6 protein-coding genes are annotated in these 12,702 nt (G+C 65.2%); all 6 read right to left on the minus strand.

Annotation, left to right across the window (positions count from 1 at the left end):
* Positions 1-487: 487 nt before the first annotated feature.
* Complete coding sequence (locus BHD05_RS09600) at positions 488-6,304, minus strand: LysM peptidoglycan-binding domain-containing protein (RefSeq protein WP_161886228.1); 5,817 nt, start codon at positions 6,302-6,304, stop codon at positions 488-490.
* A 24-nt stretch (positions 6,305-6,328) separates the two neighbouring features.
* Positions 6,329-9,244, minus strand: coding sequence for a hypothetical protein (locus BHD05_RS09605; RefSeq protein WP_161886229.1), 2,916 nt, complete (start codon positions 9,242-9,244; stop codon positions 6,329-6,331).
* A 183-nt stretch (positions 9,245-9,427) separates the two neighbouring features.
* The gene (locus tag BHD05_RS09610; RefSeq protein WP_161886230.1) at positions 9,428-9,937 is read right to left on the minus strand and encodes an ATP-binding cassette domain-containing protein; all 510 of its coding nucleotides are present in this window, start codon (positions 9,935-9,937) and stop codon (positions 9,428-9,430) included.
* Positions 9,924-11,327, minus strand: coding sequence for a hypothetical protein (locus tag BHD05_RS09615; RefSeq protein ID WP_161886231.1), 1,404 nt, complete (start codon positions 11,325-11,327; stop codon positions 9,924-9,926). Before BHD05_RS09615 ends, BHD05_RS09610 begins: the two co-directional genes overlap by 14 nt.
* Positions 11,327-12,073, minus strand: a complete 747-nt coding sequence (locus BHD05_RS09620) for a hypothetical protein (protein WP_161886232.1) — start codon at positions 12,071-12,073, stop codon at positions 11,327-11,329. Before BHD05_RS09620 ends, BHD05_RS09615 begins: the two co-directional genes overlap by 1 nt.
* Before the next feature lie 152 nt (positions 12,074-12,225).
* Positions 12,226-12,624 (minus strand): hypothetical protein, encoded by a 399-nt coding sequence (locus BHD05_RS09625; protein ID WP_161886233.1) that lies wholly within the window; start codon positions 12,622-12,624, stop codon positions 12,226-12,228.
* Positions 12,625-12,702: the final 78 nt, after the last annotated feature.

Here is a 12,702-nt window from a genome sequence, read left to right on the forward strand (position 1 = left end):
GAACAGCAGGTTTCACGGTTTTTTCCTCGCCGCCACGTGAACGCCGTGCTGTCGCAAAAGTCCCCGGAGCGTTCGTGGCTGCACGGCGAGCCAAGGTCCAAGGTGGCGGAGCAGTTTGGCAACCGAAGGTTGACGATCTCTCAACGGAGGCAATAGGGCCTCCTCATGGGGATGGGGAGACTCTGCTCGTGCTCAACAGATGTCTCCCCATGCTGGCCCGTTTCAACCCTTCGGCGAGGCGCCGCCTTTCATGCCCTTATCGCTCTCTCCAGGTCTTCCCCGTGAGATTTGGGGAGGTGCGCTCAGTCCGTGAGCGCTCTCTGGCGCTTCGGTGCGAGAACGACCCCTCGGCCACTCACGAAGTCGGTGCCTGCTGATTGCTCTCCGTTATCCGGTACGGCTCCAGCTTTGGCCAGCGTATTTTGACGCTCCATTGTAGCGCCTTACACGTACCGTGAGGGGCCTTTTCTTTCCGCATTTCTTCGCTCTAAATGGCGAACTTCTTCGGCTGCCGCCCCGGCCTGTGGATGGCGAGTCTCAGTTCGCCGTCCTCCCACTCGAGCCATACGGTGAAGCTGCTGTTGAGCGGCAGATCGAGTACCTCGCTGCCAGCGACCATCGTGTAGGCGAGGGGTTCGTCGATCGTGCGGTCCGCCCGGCGGATCGCATCGAAGTTCAGGCTCGGCACTAACGGGGTTGACTCGATCGTGAACCATGGCGAAATCCGCACCGCATCGTTCACGCCGAGCTGGCCGCGGTCGATCGTACCCACCTGGAGCCGCGGCGCGCCTGCGACGGCCTGCAGCGTCGGGATAGGGATCTGCACGCTGTCTGGAGTGTCCAAGTTGAATGGCAGCAGCTTGAACCCCGAGACGTCGACCAGAGACCGCGACAACTGCGCGGTGTTCAGCTCGAAGTCGATCTCCTGCATTGCGAGGGGCAGCACCTGTCGGGTCGCGCTGGCCAGGCGAGCGCCCAGCGCCCAACTTCCGTGGAGCGCCGCGCGGGCCAGCAGTGCGCTCGCGTCGAGTTTCGCCTCCACCCTCAGGTCCACCTCGAGGTATAACCCAGCGACGTTGATCCCGCCCGGCAGCTGCGACGGAGTCAGGCTGAGCGCGAACCGGGTGTGGCCCGATACCGCCACCCCGCTGGGCCGAAGACTGACCTTGCCGCCGAGCCAGGGCCGGTTGCCCCAGAGAAGTTCGCCCTCCATGTTTGCCGTGAGCTGCCCGTTGCGCTTCTTGCGGATCCCGCCCGTGCCCCGCACCTCGGCCCGGCCGGCTTTGATCGAGCCTGTTCCCGCCAGATCAAAGGCCGGGGAAAGCCGGCGGGACAGGTCGATCGATCCCCTCATGGCCAGCTTGAGCCTCGAACCGGGAATCAGCCAGTCCTTGCTGTCCAGCGTGGCCTCGAACTCAGCGCTGTCTTGCGTTACCAGGCCGCGCACCCCGACAAATGGCTGCCCCATGATGTCAAGCGAGCCGTTGCCCGCGAGGGCGAATGCGGGCCCGGGCCCAATCCGCCCCTCGCACGCCAGCCCCAAGCGCAGTGCGGGTCCGCCGTTGTGGTTGCCCACCTCGTAGCGCAGGGTACCCCCCGCGAACGCGTGCGCCTGGCTCACATCAGCCCAGCCGCGGATCTCGGCCGCGCCGTTGAACAGGGCGATCCGTGCGTTGCCCGCCAGGGCGAACTTTCCGTCGCTGTGGAGCTGCAGGCGCGCGGGGGAAAGAGTGAGCTGGCGGCCCGCGGCGATGCCGGCGCCGGATGTGATGCCGTTGATCCGGCGCAGCTCGACAGGGTCGGCCGCGTATTGCGCCGCGATCGACTCGACCGTCTCGCCCGCGGCGACGACGTGGGGAATGTTGCCGAGCGTGACGCGGAGGATCGCGCCCCCCAGTGGCCGCCAGTCCGCGGTCCCTTCCGCCTTCAGGTTGGCGGTCACGCTCCCGCGGCGCGACCGGCCGGCAAGCTCCATCCGTGCGGTGGCCCGCAACGGGAGTTGCGTCTCGATGCCCAGCACGCTCAGTCGGAGCGGTTCGGTGCTGAGCCCCGATACGAATGCGAACGATCCGTCGTCGAACAGGTAACCCACGAATCGGAATCGCTGTCCCGCGAATACTTTGACATAAGCACCGGCGAAGACACCCGCCGCGCCCTGGGGCACGGGCGGAAGAGCGTCGAGATCACCCTCCGTGAAAGATTTGAACTCGCGGCCGGTGAGCAGCTCTTCTGCTCCGGCCTCCGCGGCGACGCGCGTGCCCTTCGCGGGGATATTGCCGTTGAGGGTGCGGGCATTGTCCAGCGGAGGCAGGCTGAGGGGCCTAGCAGGATCGGGCGCGAGCAGGGGTTGTGCGGCAACGGGCTGCGGGCCCTGCGTGCGCGCGCGGAACGCTGCCTGGGCCTCCTCGGGCGTGATCAGCAGGAGGACGACGCGCGCCTCGAACCCGGCGAACGCGCCGTGGGTGCGGAACTTGCGCAACTCCGGTGGGAGCAGGTGCATCAGCGCGGCAAAGTCGGGCTGCAGGTCGAGCCGCTTCAGCCGGTCGAGCAGGGCTTGCGCGTTGCGCGTCAGGTCGTCGGCGGCCTGCCCTGCCGCCTCAACCAGCGGAAGAACCTGCTGGAAGAAGGAGATCACGTCTCCCAGGTTGAGCGTCACGTTGAGCGGCTTGTCGACGACGCCCTCCAACGCTGGGAAGAGTTGCCGCGCCCACTCGGGCGCGCGGACGACCGCGTCGGTCAAACTGACCCGCAGCAGGCTCGCGAGCGCCCCGTGTGGGTTCAATTCTAGGAGCGGATCGGAGAGCAGCCCGAGCACTTCGAAGACGATCATCGGGTTCGCGCTTGGGAAGGGCCGCTGCAGGTTGAAGTTGATCCCGAATCCGGCCACCCGCATGTTCACGCACAGGTTTTCGAAGTACGGCGCGGACGGGTCTGCCAGAAACGGGATGGGAATGGGGGTGCCGCTGCTCATAATGCCGGCCATCCACAGCAGATCATCCGCGACGAGGGTCATGCCCAGGCGCGCGTTGCCGATGTCGAGTGCGGCTGCCAGGTGCACGTTGGGGATCGGCAGGATCGTGAAAAGGGGCGAGAAGGCGATGCGCCGCAGTTGGTCGTGATAGATGCCCTTCGCAATGAGCTGGAGTCCGTCGTTCGTGGGGATGCACCCCAGCGCGGACGCGAGGCCGCTGGAGCCTGGCGCGCGCATGTCCAGGTCGAAGCGGAGCATTGGTGCCGGGAAGGTGATAGCGCCGAGGGTTACGGGGATGAGGTCTAGCTTGACCGACAGCGCGGTGAAGCGCGGTGGCCGGATGCCGAACCCGATCTCGTCAGAGGTATCGAGGTCCTCCACAAAACGAGGCGGCAGCACGAGTCGGCCGTCGAAGGCGAACGCCAGCGAGTTCATCGTGTACCCGTAGCCGATGAGGAGCTTGCCGATCTCCACCGAGCCGCCGGCGTAGCGGCCAAGATCAGGCAGGGGGATGGGCTGGTCCGATTCGAACGCGAAGTAGACCGTCTCAGGCGAGATACCCAGGCCCAGCTCGATGCCTGCAAGCCAGTGCAGCGGGTGATCGGGGTCCGCATCGAAGTCACCGGAGAATCCCGCTGTGCCCTCAAGCGCCAAGTCCGACGGATTGTCCAGGGGCAGCACGAACGACGCGGTCCGAATCACCAGATAGGTCGGGTTGGGCGTGTTGAACGGGCTGGTCATCGCGTTGAGCACGCCGCAGACCTCCCCGGTGTAGGTGCGGTACGCATCCTTTGCGCCGTCCGAGCCGAGCCGCTCCCGGATCGCACCGATCGCGCCCAGAAGTGCCTTCCTCATACCCAATTCGGTGAGTGCGCGGCGCTCCGCAGAGGTGCGCGGCTCGCCCAGGCCCGTGATCTGAGCCTCGAGCGCGTGGAAAAATGCGATCCAGTCCGCGTCCGTCCTGAGCGCATCGACCTCTGCTTTGGTAAGGGGGAACTGCGGCACGGCGAGGGGGATGCGCAGGTCCTGTATGCCCAGCCGGATCTCCTGCTCCGAGAATCCGAGCGCAACTTCCTGCGCCACGCCGGCGGCGAACAGATCTGTCACGAGGTCGAATCTCAGGCCGCCGGGCAGTGCGGGGTCGATGGTCCCGGCCTTGAGCGCGATGCGCTTCAGCCCAAACCCGACCTCCACGTCCAGCCCCGAGCCAGGCGGCTCCGCGGATTGCGCGGCCAGGGCTCCCAGCATCTCAAGGATGCCGAAGCGCAGGTCCGCATCGTCGAACGTGCCCACGAGCTCCGCCGCGGTCTTCGACCCGGCGAAGTGGATCACGACGGAGACGTCCCCACTCAGGACGAACTGACGCAGGTGTGTGAAGAGTGCTTCGATGGGCACAGCGCTGGGTGTCCCCGCGGGGAGCTGCGGCGGCCGCAGTACGAACCGGCCAGAGATTTCCAGCGCACCGTTGCCCCCGCCACCCGCGGCGACGTCCAGCTTAAAGAGGTCCAGCGACAAGGCGATAGCGGGTTCCGTGGTGGGCAAAAACGGGAAGTTCAAGCCCACGTCGATTGGGTTCTCCAGAATGAGATTCATGTACGGTTCGTTCGCTCCCGTCTGCGGGTTCTGCAGCCCAGCTTCGAGAGTTAGCTTCATCCACTCTTCTGCGGATGTCCCGCCGTCGAATACGACGAGGCCGCCCGGCAGGTTGCGCACCGCGGCGGGCAGCTGGGCCTCGAGGCTGGCCGAGATCCGGCCCGGGAAGGGGTTGCCCGCGGCCTGGGCCTGAAATGTCGCGGCATCGGCAAACGCGGCGTTGAACGCCACGACAAGGTTGCGCACGGGTGGCCGGAACTCGGGGGGGAGGAACCGCCACAGTGGTGTCGGATCGTCCACGTTCGCGGCAAACCGCAGGGAAAGCGCGCCGGCGCGCCAGCGGATGGTGGCAACCACCGTGGCATCGTCGGGCGGCAGTGGAAACTGCGGCGGCAGCGAGGCCAACCCGAGTCGCGCGCTCAGATCGCTCCAGGTGTAGCGCGCAGCGAGATAGAAATCCTCGAGCTGCGTCGCGCCGTCCCCCTTGACCCGTGTCACGACGCGCAATTCGGCGTCGTCCATTTGGCCCAAGGGCCCGAGGTTTAGCCCTCGTAGTTGGAACGAAAAATCCGTGCCCGAAGAGGTGCACTCCAGCCGCACCTCCACCTCGTCGACGTTGAGATTGAGCCCGGGCAGCCGAACCTCGAACCCGGCCTGACCTTCAGCGCCGAACCCCGCCTCGCGCAACTCACCCAGCAGCCGCAGGTGGGTCATGGTGATCCGTTCGCCAGCGCTCCCTAGGTCGATCTGGAGCGGCCCGGAGGGGTGGGTTTCCACCAGGGCGGTGGTCAGGAATGTGGCGTCCGGCGCGATTTCCAGCGAGAACGTCGTCTTGAGCAGCCCACTAACGAGGGGCAGCCTCATGACGGCTTCCGCCTCGATCGACTCCGGGACGTTCTGGACGACGCGGCCTGTCGCCCTCGCAAGCGCAACCGAGAGCGCGCCTTCGAACAGGGTGCCACGCAGTTCGGACGCGGGCAGGATCTCCCCGTTTGCGATCGCCACGTTCCACGAGTGGTCGAACTCGAAACTGATCCCGTCGGCGTCGACCGCTATATGCGTCAGCTCAAGCCGCAGCCCAGCTTCGGCGGAGGCCCGCCTGTGGAACTGGGGTAGCCACAGCAGCAGTGCCTTCTCCGCATAGACCCCGTGAAATGTCGCGCCGCCCAGAAGCTCGTGAATGGCGCCGTTGGCGAATGTGTCGCCCAGGTCGAGCTGGCAGTTTTCCAGCGCCATGACGAGCCCGGTCTCGCCGACCATGAACGGGGGGATCGTGTAGTTGTATAGGTCGATGCGCAGCACCTGGTCATCGAAGAACGTCAGGGTCGCGTCGGCCTGCGCGGTGAACGCCTCCTCGAGCACGACCTTGCGCTCCAGATCGTAGCGGCGCAGGAGGGGCTGGTTGAGGCGAATGGCTAAACGCAGGTCGTAAAGCTGCAGGGTTCCGCCGCTGCCGAGCGTGAGGCGGCCCCGCAGCGAGGTGAAGCCCGGCTCGCTCACGGCCAGCAGGACCGACACGATGGGGATTTGTGGGACACCAATCACGGTCTCGCCCTCGACGGCGAGTGCCAGTGAGATCACCTGGCGACCCGCAGGGTCCGCGGCCACCCTCAGGTCGCGCACGTGCACGCGGTCCATCACCGAGAGGTCGTGCTGGTCGACACCTGCCAGGAATTGCTCCGCGCCGGGGATGAGGGGCACGAACTCCCGCAAGGGCCCCAGCGTGAGGTATTCGGCCATTTTCGTTCGCTCCTTTCGGCTCGCTCAGGGGTTCACTGGCAGTTCAGCGGGGCGAATCAGCCAGTAGCCCCCCTGCACCCGGTCATTCCAGTAGCCCTGGATACGGGCGCTCTCCGCCTTGTTCCTCTCGAGCGTCTCCTGCAGCGTTCGGATCTCCCTCGCGCCGAGCTGATCCTCGGGCCGTGCGTAGGTGGTGAGTATCTGCTGGATGTCGCCCGCTTCATATGCGGCGATCACTTCCTCGATCGCCACGACCAGCATGTCGGTGGTGGGCTCGTCGCCCACCTTGTCGCTCGCCTCGAACGGGGCCAAGGCCTGGCGCAGCACCTCCTGCATCTGCGCGACCTTCGCCTCGTCTGCCACGTTCCCCGCGACCAACGCGGAGAGATCCTGGATCACCGCGCGGATGTCACTGATCTGCTGCTCCGCGGCCGCGATGGATCGGGCGAGCGCCTTGTAGCGGCTGAATAGTGGCGGCGTGTTTCCCGCCAAGCCTCCACGGGTGATATGCGAGCCTTCGGGGCGGTTCGCATAGAAATCGACCAGCTCGTCGAGGTGGTGGTCCAGCAGCACCTCGCGCAGCCCGCAGAATTCCGGGGAGACCTGGCACCCCTCCGAGCCAGTGCTCGAGTAGGTGCTGCCACGGTGCAGCCGGATCAGGGCCTTGCCTTTCGCTTGTGGGATCTCGTCTGCGGGTGCGGTATCCGGTGCGACGGGATTGGCGAAATAGTGAGCAGCCTCATGGACCCCGTCATACAGGAATAGCCACGCGCCTGCGGGCTGGTCGGGCACGAGGGAGCGGCTGACATTGCGCACGTAGATGCGGTTCTTGGACGTGCTCACGCCCGCGACGGGGATCTTGTGGAACAGGTCGTCGCCGCTTGCGAAGAAGACGGCGCGACCGTTTCCGCCCTTCGCTGCCAGCGTCGCGGCCAGGTCGAAGTCCACCTCAACGTAGGTGCGGCCCGCGAATGGCTGTCCCGCCGCCTCCACGCCCTTTGCGGTCACCCGGCCATAGTGCAGGGAGGTTTCGTCGGTCACCATGAACGCGACGTTGATCGCGGCCTTTGCCGATAGGAAGCTGCGCACGTGGTAGTACCGGTTGCCGCGAATCGATGAGGACTTGCTGCCGCCGTCCTTACGTGAGGTGTAACTCGACCACGGGAACGCGGCCGCGATTCTGCCGCCCAGGACAGCGAACATCATTCCGTCGTAGTGGTCCCACCCGTACGTCGTTTTCTTGCTCGGCGGCGTCACCGGCCCTTGAAAGCCCTCCACGCCCGCCGGTATGGCCCAGCGCGAGCCTCCGGCGGGCAAGACCGGGTTCGCCTCCAGCGTCAGCTGAGGATCACCTCCGTTGGGCAGCGTCACCTTCGTGATGAGAAAGTCGCACCGTGTACCTGCATCCGCGTCGCCCAGCGCGATCGTGTCGAAGTTCGGGTTGATCTGCCCCAGCCGCTTGCGCTGTGCCGGTGTAACACTACGCAGCGTCACCGTGTTGGGTGCGCTCCGGGTTGCCGTTGCGCCGCGCACGCGTGCGCCGAGGGGGTCTATCAGCACCAGCGAGGGACGCGGGCTGATGCGCCAGGGCCCGGCCGCGGTAACAGTTGGCGGTGCATCCACGGTCACCGTCCTGAGGTTGGGATCGGCGGCCAGGATGCGGTATTTGTGGTGGGTGCGAACCGTGTCGGAGTCCAGAACGAGCACGTCGCGACCGGCCACGATGCGGGTGAAGTCCTGGGTTCCGTCCAGCGTCACGGTGTCGGCGTTCACCTGGGCCGCAGCACCGTACGGGGCCAACAGGTTCACCATGCGATAGGCCGCCGCGCCGGGGAGGACGGGCACGGCCCCTGCCTTAAGAGGGTCGGGGTAGTTCATGAAGAACTCGGTCACCGCTTCAAGCTGGAAGACGTTGTGTTGATCACGCATGTTGAAGGCGAAGCGGCGCACACCGGCTTGAGCCAGGTCGGGCCGGAAGCGCATGAGCAGCTGCGCCAGGTAGAGCGCTTTCTGCCGGTCGCCCACGGCCCGCCACTGCTCGTATGTCAGGTCGAGGTCATTGCGCGCCTGAAGCAGCGCGGTGTAGGGCAGCAGATGATTTGCGCCGATCACGTTCGCCGCCGTGCCCACGGGGATGAGCGGCCAACGCACCCTCAATGGACCGTTCCGCGCAGCTGCTGCCAGGGGCGCGTCCGCGGCGAGTAGGGAGCCTTCCGCCGCCTGGTAGAAGAATCCGGGGTCGTGGGGCCCCGCCTCGGCCATCACACCAAACCACACTTGCAGCGCGCCCGCCGACGAGCCGGCGAGGTATGCCGTTCCGGCCCGTCCGAGCTTCTGCCCAGCGCGCACGTGGATCTCGCCGTTGCCCGCCAGGAAGTCGGCCCACGCCTTCTCATTGCACACGGCGCTCCGGCCTTTGCTGGTTGTCACGCTCGGGCAAAGCGCGATCTTCATCTCCTCAGCGTCCAGGTTGCCGTACTCGAACCAGCGCAGTGCCTCGACGCCGCGGGCAGTGTCAGTCCGCTCCGCGGGGCTGTGCGCGACCGCGTGCAGCAGCGGTGCCAGGGCATGACCATACGCCGGATCCAGCTTCGCAAATGTCGGCGTGAGGTAGAGGTTCACGGGTACGGGTGCGAGCGCCGTGCCGTCAAGCCGAAGCGGCCTGGCCTCGCAGGTGGCGACGGGGCCGGGGGGCCGCGTACTCAGCACGCCGGCGACGGCGGCATAGACGTCCGCGGCCACGAGGTCGTTCACCTGCATGTGCGCCACCACCGAGATGACCCCGACCTCACGCATCCCGGCGGGCAGATCCGCTCCGAATGCGATCCGCTCTCTCCAGGCTGCATACGAAGCTGACCCCGCCGGGGGACGCATGAAAAGGGCGAACAACTCCGGCATCGACTGGCCTCCCGGCGGGAATCGAACGATTGTGAACCACATGCTACTGCTGGCACGAAGCAGACGTCGACCCCGGGGATTCGAGAACTTCGCGCGCACAGAATCAGACGGGGTGGGGGCGATCGCGGACGCGCACCACATCGTCACGGAACTCGCTCGGGTAAGGCTTGGGCATAGCAACATCCTTCCAGGCCGCCCTCCCGGGCAAGCCAGATCAGATGTCACCTATCCGTGCAGCAGTCCCCTTTCGTCGAGTGCGTTGAACGGTTCGTCGAGCAGCAGAACCTGGGGGCTTTCCATGAAGGCTTGGGCGAGAGCGAGTTTCTGCTTCATGCCGAACGAGAAGGCTCGAACGCGTTGAGGTGAACGCGGGTCGAGGCCCACGGCGACCAGTGCGGCTGCGCAGACGGCGGGTGTGTCGCGTTTACGAATGGCTGCGAGGTCTAGCAAATTGTCGAGTGCCGTGAGTCCAGCAAGGTAGGCGGGGCCGTTGATGGAGATGCCGAATCGGTCCGGGAATGTTCGATTCGCGGACAGCAGTGACGAGTCGATGGAGACACTGCCCGTATCGGGTGCGATCAAGCCGCACAGCATTTGTAGGAGTACGGATTTCCCGGAGCCGTTCGGCCCGCAGAGTCCGTAGCGCCGCCCGCGTTCAATTTTGAGCGAAACATCCGAAAGCACCTGTTTCCCTGTGAACGATTTTGACGCGCTGCGGACTTCAATGATGGACATGGTGAACCTCCGAATGGTGGGCAGACTTGACGACAATGACTAGTGCGCTGAAGCACGCGATGGTCGTACTGGCAAGAACGACGAAGGCGATGGCGGATGCTTCCCCCATCCATTGCCCGGACCAGGCGAGCAGAGGATTCCAGGGTGACCACAGCGGCGGGAAGAATCCCAGTACGAGTATGCCGCAGCTGATGGCGGCGGGTGCGGCTTCCGAGTTGAATACGATCACTCCCAGAATGAGCAGGATCACGACCAGGGCCACCGAGACAAGGAGTCGGACGAGAAGGGTGGCCTCCTCGGCGATCTCGCTTGCTGAAGCGAAGGGATCGCCGCCGAAGGTAGCGAAATGGAATGCGACGACAGTGACGGCGACGGTGAGCACCGCGCGAGCTGCCCAGCCGAGCTCGCGGGTGAGGGATGCTGTGACCCAGCGTGTGGTGGAGCGGGATCTGATGCGTATGAGCGCGCTTCTGTGAGTCCAGTCCGTTGCGAAGCGCGCTGTGGCCGCAATGCCGAGGGTGAGAATCACTGTCATTCCTACGAGGTAATCGACCATCGATGCACCGACACCGACAAAGACGGTCGAAAGTGCCCTCGCGGCCGCGGGCTCGCCCGGTAACGGGGCGACAGCGCCGAGGACGCCGACGAGGAGGGCGAGAAACAGCGCGATCGATCGCGCCTCCAGGTACGGTCGGCGCGCGCCGGAGTCTTTCCATTGCGCCACTGCAGAACAGAGGACGAACGCGAACACGGCAGCAATCAACAGGCTGACGAAGAGGCTGGGCCGCGACCGTAGGTATTCGAGGCTGACGTACTGGGCGAAGTTGAGGGGGTGGGGCACGCTAAACACACCGATGTTTGGCAGTAGCGAGAAGGACCAGATCAGAATTGCGGCCACGACGCTGACCTGCAGGGAGTCGGAAAGGAGCCGTACTGTCAGAAGCACCCAGTACAGGGTCGCGAACCCTATTGCCAGCAGCGCCGCTGCGCCCGCAAGAACGCCAACGGACACTGCGGCAACGTCCATGCCGCCAACGCCAGCAGGCATGGTCGTCAGAGCAACGCCGAGCCACACCACAGAAACCACGGTCGCGGCGATGGCGAATCGCGCGAGCAGGGTCCACAACGGCTCAAATGCGAGTGCCCGTCGGCTTCCCCGCCGGACGAGCCGCTGCGGCGTAAGTGCCCGATCTGTCGCGATCGATGCCGCGATCAGCCAGACTGGCGCAGCCACGAATGTGTGAAATCTCTCGTTCGAGCTCAGCGCCGCGACGAGCGCCGCACCCGACGTTTCCTCGACCGCGCCGCGGCTGCTGAATGCGTAGCCGAGCGCGAAGAGCGCAAAGGCCACGAGAAGGACGACAAATTGGAGCCATGTGCCCGAGGTCATCAGCGGAGGGACGGCAGGTCATGCTCGTGGCGGATTGCCCACCCCCACGCCACCGCAACCCCGATCGCTAGGAGCGCTGTCGGCAGCACGGTTATGACGATCGGTGACTGCTGCAATCCGAACGGCGCGAGCGAGTAGAGGAGGCCTGCGAAGGGCCCCACGAGGATCGCAGCCGCGATGATCTCCACCATATAGGCGCCGAGGGGGAGCAGCAGGCCGAGCACCCGGTTTTGCAGAAGAATCATCGCCACGGCCGCAAACGCACCGTAGACACCTGCGGCGAATCCAAACCACAGCGCGGAGACTGCCCCGAACACCGGGGTACCCAACGCCATCAACTGGCTGAATGCGGTCAGCGATTGCTCATAGTCGGCCACCTCCTTCGGGCTGGACAGAAAATTGATGGAGGGGTCGATGAATGGGTCCCCCAGGAGTGGCCATGCAAGAAATGCGATTGCGTAGACGAGCGCAACTGATCCGCCAAAAATCAGGCCCGGTGTGAGGAAGCTGGTCAGCAGACGCGCGCGCAGAAACGCAACTGTCGATTGCCTCGGCCGAAGGTTGGCCGCATGACGATGGCCCAACTCGTTGTAGAGTCGCGCGCAGCCGGCCCACCCTGCCAGGAAAGGGATGACAAGCACGAGTGGACTGCTCAAGTACAAGACGAAGACGTTCAGCTGACTGGAGAGCGCATATTGCTGTATCTGGACGGTGCCCCAGACGACAGGGACTCCGACCGCGATCATGGCGACCGCGATCGGGGTGAGTGAATGCCGGGCCCTCCGCCTACGAAGAACTCCGCTCACTCCAGCGTCTGACCTGGCGGCACGCGTGTAGTCACTCATCGTCATTCGCGGGTCCGTACCGGTGGTGAAACGTGGCCGACTTCATGCTGGTGCTAGTTGCTGGCGAAGTATCCGGATACCTGGACATCCACCACATGGAAGGTTGATACCCGCATCTGCGCCACAACGTTCTTTGTTCCGGCGGAGATGCTGTTGGGCAAGTTCGCGCCGCTTCCCACAGGGACCGTGGTTCCACAGCTTGTGTTCGATCCGACGCACTGTTTCGCACTAATGGTGTAGCTGCCGCCGACGCCAACCTGCGAAAGCAGGCCAGCGCGACTCGAAATGCTCTTCGTCTGAAGTCCTGAATAGGCCGCACCGCCGAATTTGGGTGCGGGCGTGTTGAAGGAGACGAGTGTCGTCCCAGCGTTGGCCGCTCCTGCCCCACCCACCACGAGCGCGACTGCGACTGCGACGACAGCAGTGGTCAAGAATTTCTTACCGGCCCTCATTGATTCTCCTTAGGAAATCTTGCGGCGGTAGGACATCAGACCAAAGACCACTCCGGCTCACGATGGCTGGCGAGGTGA

The organism is Marisediminicola antarctica, assembly GCF_009930795.1.
Classification (GTDB): Bacteria; Actinomycetota; Actinomycetes; order Actinomycetales; family Microbacteriaceae; genus Marisediminicola; species Marisediminicola antarctica.

What these genes read in the sequence shown, in the direction of transcription:
- BHD05_RS09605 (WP_161886229.1), bottom strand. Translation starts at nt 9,244, where the DNA reads ATGTGGTTCACAATCGTTCGATTCCCGCCGGGAGGCCAGTCGATGCCG.
- BHD05_RS09620 (WP_161886232.1), bottom strand. Translation starts at nt 12,073, where the DNA reads ATGATCGCGGTCGGAGTCCCTGTCGTCTGGGGCACCGTCCAGATACAG.
- BHD05_RS09610 (WP_161886230.1), bottom strand. Translation starts at nt 9,937, where the DNA reads ATGTCCATCATTGAAGTCCGCAGCGCGTCAAAATCGTTCACAGGGAAA.
- BHD05_RS09625 (WP_161886233.1), bottom strand. Translation starts at nt 12,624, where the DNA reads ATGAGGGCCGGTAAGAAATTCTTGACCACTGCTGTCGTCGCAGTCGCA.
- BHD05_RS09615 (WP_161886231.1), bottom strand. Translation starts at nt 11,327, where the DNA reads ATGACCTCGGGCACATGGCTCCAATTTGTCGTCCTTCTCGTGGCCTTT.
- BHD05_RS09600 (WP_161886228.1), bottom strand. Translation starts at nt 6,304, where the DNA reads ATGGCCGAATACCTCACGCTGGGGCCCTTGCGGGAGTTCGTGCCCCTC.